Source organism: Lysinibacillus xylanilyticus, assembly GCF_001708185.1.
Taxonomy (GTDB): domain Bacteria; phylum Bacillota; class Bacilli; order Bacillales_A; family Planococcaceae; genus Lysinibacillus; species Lysinibacillus xylanilyticus_A.
On record NZ_MDDN01000001.1, the window covers coordinates 535,413 to 553,093 of the forward strand.

Here is a 17,681-nt window from a genome sequence, read left to right on the forward strand (position 1 = left end):
GTTATTGTCCCTCCTTTTTCTTGCTTAACTTTTGTAAACCTACTCGAATAATATAGCCTGATGCTACAAAGAAAATAATTAATGCGATAATAATAGATACGATTTCCTCTGGAATCCCAGCAGCATTCGGCATATTTAACGCTCCGTACTTAAGTGAGCCGAATAATGAAGCCCCAAATACAACCCCAAGTGGCGTATTAGCACCAAGTAAGGCAACGGCGATACCATCGAAACCTATACCAGTAAAGCCTGGTTTAATAGAAGCGTTTTGGAAAGTACCTAGTGCCTCCATCGCACCACCAAGACCAGCGAACATACCTGAAATCGTCATAGCTAAAATAATGTTTTTGTTGACGCTCATACCCGCATATTCTGCAGCATTCTTGTTAAATCCTACTGCTTTTAGCTCGTATCCACGTGTTGTTTTTTCTAATATGAACCACATAACAACTACCATTAACAGTGCAACAATAATCCCATAGTGAAGACTTGAATTGTCTGTAAGCTCTCTTAAAAACGGAGAACGTAAAGAAGCCGATTCATGAATTCGTTCTGTTTTAAAGCCACCGTCGGACAATTTACTAATCACTGCATTCGCAATATAAAGCGCAGTATAGTTTAACATAATTGTCGCAATTACTTCGTGAACTTTAAATTTCGCTTTTAAGAAACCTGCAATAAAGGCCCAAAATGCACCAGCAGCTGCAGCCGCCAGTAATGCTAATGGTAAATGAATAACTTTAGGTAGTTCAAATGCATATCCTACCCAAGCTGCTGCTAGCCAACCTAAAATTAGCTGACCTTCAACACCGATGTTGAATAAGCCTGTACGGAAGGCAAATGCTACTGCAAGACCTGCCAAAATGTACGGTGTTATTTGACGAATTGTGTTCCCAATTGAATATGAATCTCCAAAAATACCTGTCCAAAGGGCCATATAACCTTGTACTGGGTCATAGCCGCTGACTACCATCACGATAGCCCCAACAATTAAACCGATAATGATAGAGATGATAGGAACGAGTATATTAATGACACGATTTGACATTAGTCGTTCCCCTCCTTCGCATCATGCATATTATTTTTACTACTTTGTCCTGCCATTAATAGGCCAAGCTCTTGTTCTGTTGTTTCTTTCGGATTTAACTCATCAACAATTTGACCATCATAAATTACAGCGATACGGTCCGAAACATTCATGACCTCATCTAATTCAAATGAAATTAATAGTACTGCTTTTCCTTTATCACGTTGCTCGATCAGGCGAGAGTGAATAAACTCAATAGCACCTACGTCAAGACCACGTGTTGGTAATGCCGCAATTAATAAATCTGGATTACGATCAATTTCACGACCGATAATTGCTTTTTGTTGGTTACCACCTGAAAGGGCACGTGCTGGTGTCATTTCACCATTACCAGTACGCACATCATACTCTTCGATAATTTGGCGTGCTTTTTCAGAGACCTTCTTGTAGTCCATGACAAAGCCCTTAGCGATTGGAGACTGGTAATATGTTTGCAGCGCGATATTATGGCCAATTGGGAAATCTAATACTAAACCGTGCTTATGGCGGTCTTGTGGGATATGCCCAACGCCCTCCTCTGTAATTTTTCGAGGCTTCATATTTGTTATATCTTTGCCATTTAATTTAACGTTACCACTTTTAATTTTACGTAGGCCTGTAATTGCTTCGATTAATTCGGATTGCCCGTTACCATCAATACCGGCAATACCAACTATTTCACCTTTACGAACTTTTAAGCTTAGACCTTTTACTTTATCAATATTGCGGTAGTCTGTAACGACTAAGTTTTCAATCGTAAGCGCTTCCTCAGTTGGTTTTGCTTCAGTTTTTTCGGTTTTAAATTCGACTTGACGACCTACCATCAACTCAGCTAATTGGTCAGGATTTGTTTCAGAAGTTGTAACTGTTCCAATCCCTTCACCTTTTCGGATAATCGTTACACGGTCAGAGACTTCCATAATTTCTTTCAGCTTATGGGTAATTAAAATAATTGATTTACCCTCCGCAATTAAGCGGCGCATGATTTGAATAAGCTCTGTGATCTCTTGTGGTGTTAAAGATGCAGTAGGTTCGTCAAAGATTAAAATCTCTGCACCGCGGTATAATGTTTTTAAAATTTCAACACGTTGTTGCATCCCAACAGTAATATCCTCGATTTTGGCATATGGATCCACATCTAGGCCATATTTTTCAGAAAGTGCTTGTACTTTCTTTGCCGCATCTTTAATATTAACAATCCCCATTTTTGTAGGTTCAGAACCTAAAATAATGTTCTCTGTCACTGTAAAATTTTCCACCAACATAAAGTGTTGATGGACCATCCCAATCCCTAAATCATTGGCTATATTCGGGTTTGTAATTTTAACAGCCTTCCCACGAACTCGAATTTCGCCACCCTCTGGTTGATACAAACCAAAAAGGACGTTCATTAAAGTCGATTTACCTGCACCATTTTCGCCTAGCAATGCATGGATTTCGCCTTTTTTCAGTTGGAGGGTGATGTTATTATTCGCCACGAAACCACCGAATTCTTTTCGAATTCCTAGCATCTCAATCACGTATTCCAAATTTGTCACTCCCTTAATAGGCTTTTGTAAAATAAAAATTTGCCGTGCGTATTAGTATCTGTCGTTTTGACTTTTGGTACAGATAAGCAATACGTCCAATTTTTGAAATATTATTTAGATTTTTTTGAGACAACATTAATTTGATATTAATACTAGTCTACTAATCTAAATGCTAGCCATGATCACTGTTAGCCCAACGTTTTTCACATCGTATAACATTGACTTCAGCCAAAGGTTTTATCTTCTTTCAGTGGGCATTCTGAAACCCAATTAACCATCAACTCACGCATATCTTAACCCAACAATAGAGGTAGATATCTTCTGAATGAAGAAAAATTAATACAGGAAAGGTCATCGTTAGAAACCTTTCTTCTATTAACTTGTTACCATCATTACTATTCTTACGATAAACTCATAGAAAAATTACTACCTCTATGGTAAATAAAAATATAGTCTAATTGAGTATTGCAAATAGTCAAAATATAACGATAGATTGAAAAATCATCATAAGGGTCTTCTAAAAGCCCCTTATGATGATCAAAAGATGAATTATTTTTCCACTTTTTCTGGAACTTTTATTTCACCCTTAACAATTTTTTCTTTATATTCGTCAATAACAGTTTGAACTTCTGCTGGGATCGCACCACGAGAATCTGCAAGTTTCACACCGTCTTCAGCTAAACCATAAGTAAGCGTTTGGCCACCTGGGAATTCACCGTTTTTCGCTTTATTTGAAATATCTATTACTGCTGAATTAACACCTTTTAACATAGAAGTTAAAGTAACATTTGTTTTATCATCTACTTTTCCTTCTTCATATTGATCAGCGTCTACTCCAATTACCCATACATTAGCATTAGGGTCTTTTTTCTTACGTTCCTTTGCCTCAGAGAAAACACCTTTACCAGTTGCACCAGCAGCGTGGAAAATAATATCTACACCTGAAGAGTACATGCTGTTTGCAGTAATTTTACCAAGATCCGCTTTATCAAAAGCACCAGTATATTTTTGTTGAATTTCAATATCTGGGTTAACAGCCTTAGCACCTTCAACAAAACCAGCTTGGAAGCGGTTAATAACTGGAATATCCATGCCGCCTACGAATCCGATTTTACCTGTTTTCGACATTTTTGCAGCAGCAACACCAGCTAAGAATGCACCCTCTTGTTCCTTAAATTTTACTGATGCAACATTATCAGCTGCTACTTCTTCATCAACTATTACAAATTGGTTATCTGGATTTTCAGTCGCTACAGCTTCGACAGCGTCTTTTAACAAATAGCCGATACCATAGATTAAATTAAAATCACGACGTATTAATAGGTTTAAATTTGTTTCATAGTCTGCGTCTGTTTTTGATTGTAAGTAGTCGAAGCCATCACCTTGTTTCAAACCATGTTCTTTACCGTAAGCTTCAAGACCTTCCCAAGCAGATTGGTTGAATGATTTATCATCAACACCACCTGTGTCTGTAACCATTGCTACTGTGAATGCTTCTTTGTTGTTTTCGCCTGATGTTGCATTTTCATTTTCTTTTGCAGGTTTTTCTTCGTCTTTCGCACCACATGCACCTAGGATTGCACTAGCTGCTAAAACTGATGTTAATACTAAGCCAAATTTACGTTTTTTCATTTTGTTAACCCCCCAAAGGTAATGTAATTAGCAGGAAAAATATTTAGAAATGTTCTACACCCGTTTACGAACTACATGGAAGCTGAATTTATCAGCTCTGAAATAATTTTTTGAATATAACACTACTTGATCATGATCATCGTAGTGCAACTGCTTTAATACTAAAAGAGCTGTTTCACGGCCACAATTTAAAATCGGTGATGCTTGCTCATGATACCCAACTGGATCAATATATGTCACAGCATAGGCAACATGAATTTTACCGGATTGTTCAAGTGCCGAGAAAAGTGAAACTTCTTTTTTTTCTACAAAGTCAGTTGGCAGAAAGCTTGCAGGTAGTCTGTCAATGCAGTATACTACTGGTTCACCATCTGCTGTTCTGACACGTTCAATCGTGAGTATTTTATCTCCGCCATCACATTGGAAGCGTTTTAAATCTTCCTCAGAAGGTATGTTTTCCGTCGCTTTTAAAAAGCGGGAACCGGGTTCCATACCTGCTGCCTCGATCATAGAAGAAATGCTTGATAAATGTTCGATACCTGAAGTAAACAATGGCTTTGGGTTTACAAACGTCCCCACCCCATGTCGACGCACAATAACATTTTCTTCTTCCAACAGCCGTAGCGCTTCTCTAAGTGTTGCTCGACTTACTCCTAGTGATTTCGATAATTCAAACTCTGAAGGCAGTTTTTCATTTTCTTTAAAAACGCCTGTATCAATGTCAGATTTTAAACGATCAATTACTTGAAGGTAGAGATGACGATGATCTGCTTTAATAGTCACATATATCACCACCAAAATCAGAGATCAGACATCTGATGTACAACATTCCTACTAATCGTTCATAAATATAACATTTTTGCAGAATGAAATAAACAGTTTTAAATAAAATCTGTTATAGAATTCACCCATTCTCCATAACCTTTTCAAATTAATAGACAAATATACAATATTATCCACTAATTTGTCATTATTTTGGTATTAATTATCATATTGATGAATGAGCACTTGACGAGGTTTACTCCCCTCTGAAGGCCCGACAATACCGCGTTGTTCCATTTGATCAACAATACGCGCAGCTCTTGAATAGCCGATACGGAAGCGTCGCTGCAACATGGAAACAGAAGCTGTCTGCATACTTACCACTAATTGCACAGCTTCATCAAATAACTCATCCGTTTCCTCTAAAATGGTTTCTTCTTCGGTCGGTATCATCTCTTCCTGATACTGCGCCTTTTGCTGTTCTATAACAAAATTAACGACCGATTCAACTTCTTGATCTGATAAAAAGGCACCTTGCACCCTTTTTGGTTTAGATGCACCCGCAGGTAAAAACAGCATATCTCCTCGACCGAGTAAACGCTCTGCTCCCCCCATATCTAATATCGTTCTTGAATCAATTGCTGAAGATACCGCAAAGGCAATGCGCGAAGGTATATTTGCTTTAATAACACCTGTCAAGACATCTACACTTGGTCGTTGAGTTGCAATTATTAAATGGATCCCTGCAGCACGTGCCATTTGTGCTAAACGTGTAATAGAATCCTCTACATCACTTGATGCAACCATCATTAAGTCCGCTAACTCATCTACAATTACCACAATATAAGGTAATTTCGGATGTTTTTCATCAGTTTGCTCATTTACCTTTTGTACATGGCCATTATAGCCCTCAATATTACGTGTACCTGTATGAGAAAATAAATCGTAGCGGCGTTCCATTTCTGACACTACTTTCTTTAGTGCTTGAGACGCTTTGCGTGCATCTGTAACTACTGGTGCCAGTAGATGCGGAATTCCGTTATAGACATTTAATTCCACCATCTTTGGGTCAATCATCATGAGTTTTACTTCATGAGGTTTCGTACGCATTAGTATGGACACGATAATACCATTTATACAGACACTTTTCCCACTGCCGGTTGAACCTGCAACAAGTAAATGCGGCATTTTATTAAGCTCAGCAAGTACAGCTTGCCCTGTAATATCACGACCAAATGCAACTTGCAATAACGCTTCCGGCTTTGCTCCATCTTTAGATTCTAACACTTCACGCAGTGTGACAATGGCTACCTCACTATTCGGTACTTCAATGCCGATTGCAGACTTTCCAGGAATAGGTGCCTCCATACGAATATCCTTCGCGGCAAGTGCTAAGGCAAGATCATCCTGTAAGTTTACAATTTTACTTACTTTCACGCCCACGTCTGGTAGTATTTCATATTTCGTTACAGCTGGACCTAAATGAACTTGCGTTACTTTGGCCTTTACACCAAAGCTTTGCAAAGTTTGCTCAAGTTTTTTTGCATTTGCTTGAATAACAGAATATTCACCACTTTGGTCATGTTGTGGTGGTAATTGTAATAAACTATACGAAGGAAGTTGATAATCTGCATTTTCTACAGCATCTGCCCCTTGAATATGGACATCATCAACTATCTCTCCATGTTCAACATCTTCATTTTCAGCAGTTGCAAATACTTCTCGTTCATGGGATACATTTTGAGTAAAAGCAGAAATAATTGGTTCATGAGAAACCTCTTCCTCTTCTTCCTCATGTATCTCAGGTGTCTGATTGACAGCAGCAATTTCATCCTTGCTTTCTACTTTCGAACGACGATTTTTAGGTTTCTTTGGCACATTTTTTTTCTTTTCACGATGTTTCTTTTGCCATTTGCCAAAAAGATCGGGCATTTTGTCCGCTAAATATGGAACAAGCGCCTTTCCTGTTACTAAAATTAACCCAATAAAGAAAATAACCCACGCAACGACCTTCGCTCCTGTTGCCTCAAATAATACATGTAGCGCACTAAATAACAGTGCTCCAATCATACCTCCACCAAGTGCATCACTTCGATGAATGACACCCTCTGTATTAATTAAAATTCGCCAAGACTCTCGCAAAACAGAATCCGATAATAAACCACCCGATTTCGATAATTGTTCAAAAAGAATACCATGACTAAAAATGGTTAAACTCATAACGATTAGGAACATACCTACTATTAGACGATCTTTCATGCTTACTTTTTTTTGACCAATCATAAGCAACAATGCAACAAATATAAGCATAAATGGCACAGCAAAATGTATATTTCCAAAAAGAAACATTGCTATTGTTTGCAGGACACGTCCAATCATGCCATATTCAAAAATCATAATAACCGCTATCGCAATTAAGATGAGTCCTAAAATTTCATACATAAGCGGGTGCATTTCTTTTTTTTCTGTTGTTGCTTTTCCTTTAGTGATTTTTCGCTTTTTACTAGTCGCCATCTATTCCACCTTCTTTTGCAGTCCATTCTATATATGTAGCGAATAATAACATGTAGAACTTGATTATTTCAAAAAAAAGGCTCATTACCATAAAGCGGGGTTTATTTCCGTTCAGGCTAGGTATTTTCCTGTTGTCGTCAGGGCAACAGATGTTTTCTGTGGCGACAAATACAATCCCAAACTTTTAGTAACGGGCCAAAAAAAGGATTTTCCACCGTTCACATTCGGCTAGAAAATCCTTTTTCATTCATTTCTTACTCAAAGCTTCAACGATGAGTTATTTTTAATATTCCATAATGATTGGGATAATCATTGGGCGGCGCTTTGTTTTTTGGAATAAATACGTATTCAGTGTATCTCGAATTTCTTGTTTTATGTTTGTCCATTCAAACGTATCTTTACCCACGTATTTTTCAATAACATTTTTAGCAATATCAGAAGCTTCCACCATTAATTCCTCTGATTCGCGTACATATACGAAACCACGCGATAAAATTTCTGGACCAGATGCAATTTTCTTTTGAGCACGATTTAATGTTACTACAACAATGAAAATACCATCTTGTGATAATAACTTACGATCACGTAGTACAATGTTGCCTACATCGCCAACACCAATACCGTCTATCAAAATATTACCAGCTTGTACACGACCACTCATTCGCATTTTACCATTTTTGTACTCTACAATATCACCTTTATCAGCGATAAAAATTTGTGATTTTTGCATTCCTAGCTGTTGAGCAAGCTTAGAGTGAGCAATTAGCATGCGGTATTCACCTTGCACAGGGATAAAGTACTTTGGTTGCATTAAGTTAAGCATTAACTTTAAATCCTCTTGGCTACCATGACCTGACACATGTACATTTTTGCTAGATGTCAGAATTTCAGCACCAGCTTTTGCGATGGAGTTCATCGTATTAGCCATCTGTACTTCCATACCTGGAGATGGTGTAAAAGTAATTAACACTGTATCATCTTTCTTAATTTTAATATCTCGGTGATGTTTACGGACAATTTTTTCTAATGCATCAAGTGGCTCCCCTTTATTACCTGTTGCAATAATAATAATCTCATCATCTTGATACTTTTGCATTTCTGAGATAGGGATGATTGTATCTTCCTCTACCGTTAAGTAGCCTAGCTGTGCACCTAAATCCACAGCTTTCTCTAAAGGTTTTCCTACAATGACTACTTTACGGAACGATTTTTGAGCTTGTGTAAATACTTGTTGAATACGAATAAAATTCGATGCATAAACAGCAACTAAAATACGACCTGGCGCTGAATGGAATGTTTTTGATAATTGCTCTTCAATCACAATCTCAGATGTCGTATAGCCTGGTCGTTCAGCTTCACACGACTCAGATAGCAGAATAAATACGCCCTCTTCCCCTAACTGTGCCATTTTTGCTAAATCAGGCTTAAATTTACCTGTCGCTGATTGATCGAATTTAAACTCACCTGTATGAACAATTGCTCCTTCAGATGTATGGAACACTACCCCTAACGAATCGGGAATACTATGTGTTGTATGGAAGAATGTCACATACGTTGAATTAAAATTCATACGACTACGGTTTGTAACCTCAAAGAATTTCACCTGATGTGGTGCAGGTAAATCCTTTAAATGTTCTTTTGCAAGTGCAATTGTTAATTTTGACCCGTACACTGGCGCTTTCAATTTTTGTAACACGTAGGCAATCGAGCCAATTGCATCTTCATGACCATGCGTTAAGAAAATCCCTTTTACACGATCTTTATTTTCCTCTAAGTACGCAATATCTGGAATGACGATATCAATGCCCAACATTTCGTCTTCAGGGAACATTAAGCCGCTATCGACTACAAATAGCTCTTCATCAATTTCTACTACGTACATTGCTTTCCCAATTTCGCCCACGCCACCAAGTGGGATGATGCGAATTAATTCATTTTTCTTTTTTGTCAATTTATTTCCTCCTAAAAAATATCCCGAACAGCAACCACTTAACATTCATTATACGATTTGCAAAGCTTTTGCACAAATTAAAAATACATGTTTTGTAATGGGAACAGAAAATAATTGCGAATTTATATTACCATTAGGTGGAAACGAATGTAGGAATATAGTGTAGTGAAGGGTCTAAATTTTGTCTTTTAAATGCAAAGACTACTTAAAGTAAGCTGGATTTATCATCGCTAGGATGTCCATATGCTTTTGCCTAGATGGTACTAGCACCTGAACAGTTTAATGTTACTTGAGCAGATCTCCCTTTCTACATGAGCGAATTTGGCACTACCTGGGCAGAGTTCCTTCCTACCCGAACAGATTTGAGCCGTTGTTTGAGCGATTTTAACGTTCTATTCCTAAAAAGAAAAAAGACTTTAGACAAACCCAAATTTCAAGTTTGTCTAAAGTCTAAAGGGGCTAATATGAATTAGCCCCAATTACAATTTAGCTAAAGCTACTTATTTTTCTAAAACTTCTTGCCTTTTCTTGATACGTATCCCAAATTTGGTCAAAGATTACTTTTTCTTCATCCGTCATTTCCATCATGGGCAGACGAACATTGATTGTATCAAAGCCTAATTTGGTCATCGCATATTTTACAGGCGAAGGGTTTGGTTGTGCGAACAGCGCACGTACAAGTGGTAGTAATGCTCGGTGAATTTTGGCTGCTAGCTCGTGATTACCTTCTTCAAACGCTTTAATCATTAATTGCATATCATTTCCAACGACATGGGCAGCCACTGAAATAATGCCCGCTCCGCCTATTGCTAGTAGTGGAAGTGTTAAACCATCATCCCCACTATACACTAAGAAATTATCTTCTGAATCAACATTTTCAATAATATCGCCCATTTGAACTAAATTGCCGCTCGCTTCTTTTATCCAAGCAATATTATGAATTTTACTTAAAGCAACGGATGTTTCATAGTCAACATTAACGCCTGTGCGTCCTGGCACATTATACAGCATGACAGGTAAACTTGTTTCCTTAGCAATTGTTTCAAAGTGTGCAAAAATACCACGTTGATTTGGCTTATTATAATATGGTGCTACAAGCATAATACCATCTGCACCATTTTCTTCAGCCTTGTGCGTCATTGCAATAGAGTAAGCAGTTTCGTTATCCCCTGTACCTGCAATAACGGGTACACGACCTGCTACTTTCTCTACTGTAAAGCGAACAACTTCAATTTTTTCTTCTGTGGACATAGTTGGATTCTCAGAGGTTGTGCCACATGCAACAATACAATCTGTACCATTATCAATCAAATGATTAATAATACGTTCTAGTTCTGGATAATTAATCGTGCCATCTTCTTTGAACGGCGTAATCATTGCCGTACCAATTCGACCTAAATTCATCCTTACACCCCTCTTATAGTAAGTTATCCTCAAGCAATGCTTCTGCAATTTGGATTGAGTTCAATGCAGCGCCTTTCAATAGATTGTCGGAAACGATCCATAGGTGGAATCCTTTGTTGTTGTCTAAATCTTGACGGATACGTCCTACAAAAGTAGCATCTTCCCCTTCTGCATAGATAGGCATTGGGTAAGTTTGTGTTGCAATATCATCTTGTAATATCACACCTGGTGCACTGCGTAATACTTCAAAAATCTCTTGTACCGTTGCTTCTTTTTCTAACTCAATATAAACAGATTCAGAATGTCCTGAAACGACTGGCACACGAACGCAAGTTGCAGCTACTTTAAGTTCTGGTGCATGCAAGATTTTCTTCGTTTCATTAATCATCTTCATTTCTTCATATGTAAAGCCATTGTCTGTAAATTTATCAATTTGCGGAATGACATTACGAGCGATTGGATAATGACGTTTGTCACTACCAGAAGGCAAAATATTTGCTGCTACATCCTTACCTGCATCCCAGTTTTCACTTTGTGCCTTTAATTCCTGTATAGCAGAAACACCTGCACCTGAAACTGCTTGGTATGTCGATACGATAATTTTTGTTAAGCCAAATGCATTACGAATAGGTTCAAGTGCTGCCATCATTTGAATGGTAGAGCAGTTTGGATTCGCAATAATTCCTTTATGCTTAGCAAGATCACCTCGATTTACTTCAGGTACAACTAGTGGCACCTCTGGATCCATGCGGAAATGGCTCGTATTATCGATCACTACTGCACCGCGTTTTGCCGCTTCTGGTGCAAGCACAGCTGAGACCGAACCACCAGCTGAGAATAAAGCGACATTCACGCCCTCAAAAGCTTCAGGTGTCGCTTCTTCTATTGTATAGGTCTTACCATTAAACTCGATCGGTTTTCCTGCTGAACGAGCAGAAGCTAAAAACTTAATATCTCCGATTGGAAAATTACGTTTAATTAGTTGCTCCATCATTTTTGTTCCTACTGCTCCTGTTGCCCCAACTACTGCAACTGTTAACTGCTTTGTCATCTATCATCTCTCCTTGAGTACAAGTTACATAATGTGTGCTATTGTATCATAAAAATACTGAAAATTGTGTGTAATTCATGAATTATTTTAAATATTGTATCAACAGGGGTTGTAATTGCTTTTTCTCAGTAATCGCTTCGTGAACAGTGCCAACCATTTGTTCAAAATCAGCAATCAAAGAATTGGGTTTTGAATGTGGTGAGTCCTGCCCAAATGGAATAAAGTAAATGTTTTTGGTATTTAGCAGTTTCATAATATTCAAGCCATTTAAGCCAAGAGCATCATTTGTTGAAATACCTAGAATAACAGGCGAACCATTACGCAACGTTGCCTTAGCAGCCATTAACACCGGGCTATCTGTTGCTGCATTAGCAAATTTACTAATACTATTACCTGTCATTGGTGCTATAACCATCGCATCAAGTGGATTAGATGGTCCGAATGGTTCTGCCTCTTTAATAGAAGAAATAACCTTTTCACCAGTCAATTCTTCTATTTTTGCGATCCACTCTTCCCCAGTACCAAAACGCGTCGCTGCATGTAAAACGGAGTGCGTAATGATTGGGATAACTGTTGCCCCTACATCTATAAAGTTTTGAATTTTAGGTACTACATCCTCATACGTACAGTGCGAGGCTGTAATACCTAAACCAATTCGTTTCCCCGTTAACAATTTTCTTCCTCCTCTATTGCCTTGCACAGTATTGTAGCCGCATCATGTGCAAAGTATTTCCCGGGTAATGACGGCAATAGCACGTACGTTTGTAGTTGATCAGCGTCTATATCTAAACATCCAGGCTCCGAAGCCAAATCATATAACACAGTCGGGACATGCTCTTGGAATGATTCAGTAATCCACTTAGCTGGAATTGTATTTATAAAAATCCCATCACTAATTGACCACTTGCGATCATCTAAATTCGTAGCTCTATAACCATATGCTTTCGCTTCACTCACTTGTACAACCGAACGCGCTACAATATGGACATTAGCGCCCATCTTGACGAGTAAAGATGCGAGCATTTTGGCGGTGCGCCCAAACCCTGCGATAGTAAAGTTTTGTCCGTAAATACATTTCTGCTCGAGACCGTAAAACGTGGCGATAAATCCCTCCGCTGTTAATCTTGCATTTTGCCAAATAAAAGATTCTTGCTGCAAATAGCAATTTGTTTCATTTTTCTCAAGTAAATGCTTCCAATGCATCGTCAAACGCCCTGTATAAAATTTAACTTGTGATATGCCATATAGTTGCTCTACTTCAATTTTTAGTGGAAGAATAGGCAGAATAATTCTATTCGGTTGGAATTCTAATACAAGCTTATTTAACTCCTCATTCCAAACTGACGTTCTTTTATAAAATACTGTTCTCGATGGGCTTCTTAGCATTGTAGCTAATTCCTTTAATCTTAGATCTTCACCGATAACTAGCCATTTTTCGTTTTTCAAAAACTCACCTCACTGTAAAAATTCTGACTGTACCGTCGTTGTTTTGTTAAATAAAATCCGATCTTCACCAATTAGTATAATTTCATGCCAAGGGATCATTTCACTAACTTTCACTTTCTTTTTTTGGAATGGCAATTTATCTTTAACAATTTCAAAGCCATGTATCTTTCCTGTTTGCACATCTAGGAGACATTCCGTATGTGCCAGTATGCCAAAGTGTACGCCACCTTCAACTTGAATTAACTCTTTATCTACCATCTCTGATAGTAACATGCCTCATCTCCCTCCTTGAACCATTACCTCAATATATGCCGAGTTTTTGCAATTCGTGACCCCTACCCAAAGTACGAAATGGTGTCGGGATTTACTAAAAATAGAAAATGGCGAAATTTTGCTAATTGGTAAGGATGTTGTCGAACATGAATTATCGATAAAAAACGACATCGGTGTGGTTTTTGACGATTTTCATGTACCTGATACGCTCAATGTGACGCAACACGACAAAATTACGAGAAAGTATTTAAAACATGGGATTCAGACTATTATTTTGAGTGATTAGCACAATTTAAAATTCCAGAGAGGAAAAAGGTAAAAGAATTATCTCGAGGGATGAGGATGAAGCTGTCCTTTGCATTAGCACTGTCACTTTTAGATGAACTAACAAGTGGACCAGACCCGATTATGAAAGTGAAGATGGTACTGATTTATGAATAAGGCATATTTAAAGGAAGAAATGAGGAAGTAAACATAATACCAGAACACGCTATTATAAGAAGCGTAATGGAGCCTTTGGAATATCCACAAGCAAAAAAATCTATAGTTTCCTTAACGAGAAAAGGTTGCCTAAATGGGCAACCTTTTTTACGCTTCAGGGCCAATAATTGAAATGGCTGGCTCAGCTTTCAAGATTTTTGCTATTAAACGATCTACTGATTCCATTGAGACTGCATCGATTGACGCTAATACTTCGTCTACTGATCGATGTTTACGATGCACTAATTCACTTGTACCGTTACGATTCATACGCGCTCCTGTCCCCTCTAGACCGAGCACAAAACTCCCCTTAAGTTGCTCTTTCGCATTATCCAGTTCTTCCTCTGTTACGCCACCTGCTACGATATCAAGTAATGTCGCATCAATTGTATGCTGAAGCTGTGATAATTGCTGACGACTTGTACTACCATAAATCGTAAATGCTCCAACATCAGCATAACAAGATTGGTAAGAAAAAATGGTATAAGCTAAACCACGTTCCTCACGTACTTCTTGGAACAATCGAGAGCTCATATTACCACCAATAATATTATTAAGTGCTATAAAGCTATACATATCTGGATCCTTTACACCAATTGCTGGATAAGAAATGGCCAAATGCGCTTGCTCCGTATCGCGAGTTTTTGAAATCTCTCCTGGATAAAAATCGGGATTCGAAAGCACAGGCTCAACCGCAAATGAAGATGGCTGATATTGGCCAAATAAGTCTTCAATTGTTTGCATAAGCTTTGCAGAAATATTTCCCGCTATTGAAATAACAACTGATTCTGGACCATAATGTTTAGCCATATAGTTACGTATCTTATCTGCTGTAAATGTTTGTAAAGTAGCCGCAGTTCCTAGAATTGGACGACCGAGTGCATCGTTTGGATACATAACTTCCCATAGTTTTTCATGGACATCGTCATCAGGTGCATCTTCACTCATTAATATTTCTTCTAGCACAACTTGTCGTTCTTTCTCTAATTCTTCCTCTGCAAACGTAGAATTAAAGAACATATCTGCTAATATTGTGACTGCAAGCTCAGCATGATGGTCTAAAACCTTTGCATAATAACAAGTGTTTTCCTTGGATGTAAAGGCATTTAACTCCCCACCAATTCGGTCAAATTCTTCAGCAATTTGACGAGCTGTTCTAGTTTTAGTCCCTTTAAAAAGCATATGTTCTATAAAATGTGTAATGCCATTTTCCTCAGGAAGCTCATAACGAGATCCCGCATTAACAAAAATACCCAGCGCAACAGACCTTACATGATCGATTTGCTCAGAGACAATACGCACACCATTCTGACATGTATGTACTTGTACCAAAAAATCTCCCCCCATAAACATTGCTTGATTTAAAAAAGGCTACGCATTATACGCAGCCTTTTCTACAATTTATTATTTATCTTGCTCAGCGCGTTCTTTTTCCTCTTGTATAACTACTTTACGAGATAAATTCACACGACCTTGCTTGTCTATTTCAATAACTTTTACAAGTAATTGATCGCCAAGTTTCAATACATCTTCAACTTGTTTTGTACGTTCTTCTTGAATTTCAGAGATGTGAAGTAAGCCATCTTTACCTGCGAATATTTCACAGAACGCACCGAATTTTTCAATACGTTTAACTGTTGATAAGTAATACTCGCCAACTTTTGCTTCACGTACGATATCTTCGATAATTTGTTTTGCACGAGCGTTCATTTCTTCATCTGCAGAAGAGATGTAAATTGTACCATCTTGCTCTGTATCAATTTTTACGCCAGTTTCTTCAATAATTTTGTTAATTTGTTTACCACCAGGTCCGATGACATCGCGAATTTTATCAGGATTAATTTTCACGATTACAATTTTCGGTGCAAATGCAGATAATTTTTCACGTGGTTGTGCAAGAGTAGCAATCATTGATTCTAAAATGTGCATACGGCCAATTTTAGCTTGTGTTAATGCTTCTTCTAAAATATTGCGTGATAAACCATCAATTTTAATGTCCATTTGAAGTGCTGTTACACCTTTAGCTGTACCAGCAACTTTAAAGTCCATATCTCCAAGGTGGTCTTCCATACCTTGAATATCAGTTAAAATAGAGTAATGTTCGCCTTTTTTAATAAGACCCATTGCAATACCTGCTACAGGTGCTTTTAATGGAACACCAGCATCCATCATCGCTAACGTTGAAGCACAGATAGAAGCTTGCGATGTAGAACCGTTTGACTCAAGTACTTCTGATACACAACGGATTGTATATGGGAATACAGATTCGTCTGGAATAACCGCATCAAGAGCACGTTCTCCTAGTGCACCATGACCGATTTCACGACGACCTGGTCCACGAATTGGTCCAGTTTCCCCTACAGAGAATTGCGGGAAGTTATAGTGATGCATAAAGCGTTTTGATTCTTCCACACCTAAACCGTCGATAATTTGTACATCACCAAGTGCACCTAATGTACAAATAGAAAGTGCTTGTGTTTGTCCACGCGTAAATAATGCTGAACCGTGAGTACGTTGTAATAAGCCTGTTTCAGAAGAAAGTGGACGAATTTCGTCTAACTTACGACCATCTGGACGAACCTTATCTTCTGTGATTTGACGACGTACTTCGTCTTTAACCATTTTATCTAGAATTGTATAAACTTGCTTCATTGTTACTTCATCCGCTTCTTGCTCTTCATAAGAAGCAATAATACGGTCTTTTACCGCTTGAATAGCCTCATCACGTGCATGTTTTTCTGCAGTTTGAATGGCATCATGCATGTCAGTCTCACAAGCTGCTTTTATATCTGCTTGAATCGCTTCATCAATTTCAAATAATGTTACCGGTAATTTTTCTTTCCCTACTTCTGCAACAATTTGCTCTTGGAAAGCAATAATTTTTTTGATTTCCTCATGACCGAACATAATGGCTTCTAGCATCACTTCTTCTGGTACTTCTAGTGCACCTGCTTCAACCATGTTGATAGCATCCTTGTTACCTGCTACAGATAAATGGACTGTTGATTGATTAGATTGTTCCACTGTTGGGTTCACAATAAATTTACCGTCAATATATCCAACTTGTACACCTGCAATCGGTCCGTCGAATGGAATATCCGAGATAGCTAACGCTAATGATGAACCAAGCATTGCAGCCATTTCAGACGTGCAATCCGAATCGTTAGACATAACCATTGAAATCACTTGTACTTCATTACGGAAACCGTCTGGGAACATCGGGCGAATTGGACGGTCAATTAAACGGCTTGCTAGTATTGCTTTTTCAGATGGACGTCCTTCACGCTTAATAAAGCCTCCAGGAATTTTACCTGCTGCATATAAACGTTCTTCGTAGTTTACTGTTAATGGGAAGAAATCAAGTGGTTTCGGTGATTTTGACATTGTTGCTGTTGAAAGTACAGATGTATCACCATAGCGTACTAATACGGCCCCATTTGCTTGTTTCGCTAACTGTCCAACTTCAATTACAAGTGGACGGCCAGCCCATTCATAGGAATAGACTTTCTTTTCGTTCATTCAATGAACCCCTCTCTATTATAAAAACACTTACTTCGTCTGTATGTACTAATA

Annotated in this window: 13 protein-coding genes; all 13 read right to left on the bottom strand. The window is 38.1% G+C overall.

Annotation, left to right across the window (positions count from 1 at the left end):
• Nucleotide 1 precedes the first annotated feature (1 nt).
• The 13 genes from BFJ97_RS02690 to pnp all read right to left on the bottom strand — a co-directional run bounded on the left by BFJ97_RS02690 (nt 2) and on the right by pnp (nt 17,627).
• Entirely contained in the window at nt 2-1,048 is a 1,047-nt protein-coding gene (locus BFJ97_RS02690) for an ABC transporter permease (RefSeq protein ID WP_068983100.1), read from the bottom strand.
• The gene (locus tag BFJ97_RS02695) at nt 1,048-2,595 is read right to left on the bottom strand and encodes an ABC transporter ATP-binding protein (protein ID WP_068983101.1); all 1,548 of its coding nucleotides are present in this window, start codon (nt 2,593-2,595) and stop codon (nt 1,048-1,050) included. The genes BFJ97_RS02690 and BFJ97_RS02695 overlap by 1 nt, the downstream gene beginning before the upstream one ends.
• 549 nt (nt 2,596-3,144) lie before the next feature.
• Nucleotides 3,145-4,227, bottom strand: coding sequence for a BMP family lipoprotein (locus BFJ97_RS02700; protein ID WP_068983102.1), 1,083 nt, complete (start codon nt 4,225-4,227; stop codon nt 3,145-3,147).
• A gap of 54 nt (nt 4,228-4,281) precedes the next feature.
• The gene (locus tag BFJ97_RS02705) at nt 4,282-5,010 is read right to left on the bottom strand and encodes a GntR family transcriptional regulator (protein ID WP_068983103.1); all 729 of its coding nucleotides are present in this window, start codon (nt 5,008-5,010) and stop codon (nt 4,282-4,284) included.
• 198 nt (nt 5,011-5,208) lie between these two features.
• Complete coding sequence (locus tag BFJ97_RS02710) at nt 5,209-7,503, bottom strand: FtsK/SpoIIIE family DNA translocase (protein WP_068983104.1); 2,295 nt, start codon at nt 7,501-7,503, stop codon at nt 5,209-5,211.
• Between the two features lie 283 nt (nt 7,504-7,786).
• Nucleotides 7,787-9,454 (bottom strand): ribonuclease J, encoded by a 1,668-nt coding sequence (locus tag BFJ97_RS02715; protein ID WP_068983105.1) that lies wholly within the window; start codon nt 9,452-9,454, stop codon nt 7,787-7,789.
• A 486-nt stretch (nt 9,455-9,940) separates the two neighbouring features.
• Nucleotides 9,941-10,858, bottom strand: a complete 918-nt coding sequence (gene dapA / locus BFJ97_RS02720) for a 4-hydroxy-tetrahydrodipicolinate synthase (protein WP_068983106.1) — start codon at nt 10,856-10,858, stop codon at nt 9,941-9,943.
• Nucleotides 10,859-10,871: 13 nt separating this feature from the next.
• Nucleotides 10,872-11,909, bottom strand: a complete 1,038-nt coding sequence (locus BFJ97_RS02725; protein WP_068983107.1) for an aspartate-semialdehyde dehydrogenase — start codon at nt 11,907-11,909, stop codon at nt 10,872-10,874.
• Nucleotides 11,910-11,991: 82 nt separating this feature from the next.
• Nucleotides 11,992-12,582 carry a dipicolinate synthase subunit B gene (locus tag BFJ97_RS02730; protein WP_068983108.1) on the bottom strand — a complete coding sequence of 197 codons (591 nt, stop codon included), beginning with the start codon at nt 12,580-12,582 and terminating at the stop codon, nt 11,992-11,994.
• Nucleotides 12,576-13,355 carry a dipicolinate synthase gene (locus BFJ97_RS02735; protein ID WP_068983109.1) on the bottom strand — a complete coding sequence of 260 codons (780 nt, stop codon included), beginning with the start codon at nt 13,353-13,355 and terminating at the stop codon, nt 12,576-12,578. Before BFJ97_RS02735 ends, BFJ97_RS02730 begins: the two co-directional genes overlap by 7 nt.
• A 9-nt stretch (nt 13,356-13,364) precedes the next feature.
• Nucleotides 13,365-13,628 (bottom strand): sporulation protein, YlmC/YmxH family, encoded by a 264-nt coding sequence (locus tag BFJ97_RS02740; protein ID WP_053594254.1) that lies wholly within the window; start codon nt 13,626-13,628, stop codon nt 13,365-13,367.
• Between the two features lie 588 nt (nt 13,629-14,216).
• Nucleotides 14,217-15,440: a M16 family metallopeptidase gene (locus BFJ97_RS02750; RefSeq protein ID WP_068983111.1), complete on the bottom strand. Its 1,224-nt coding sequence runs from the start codon at nt 15,438-15,440 to the stop codon at nt 14,217-14,219.
• A gap of 72 nt (nt 15,441-15,512) precedes the next feature.
• A complete protein-coding gene (gene pnp / locus BFJ97_RS02755) occupies nt 15,513-17,627 on the bottom strand; it encodes a polyribonucleotide nucleotidyltransferase (RefSeq protein ID WP_068983112.1) in 2,115 nt (704 codons plus the stop codon).
• Nucleotides 17,628-17,681 lie beyond the last annotated feature (54 nt).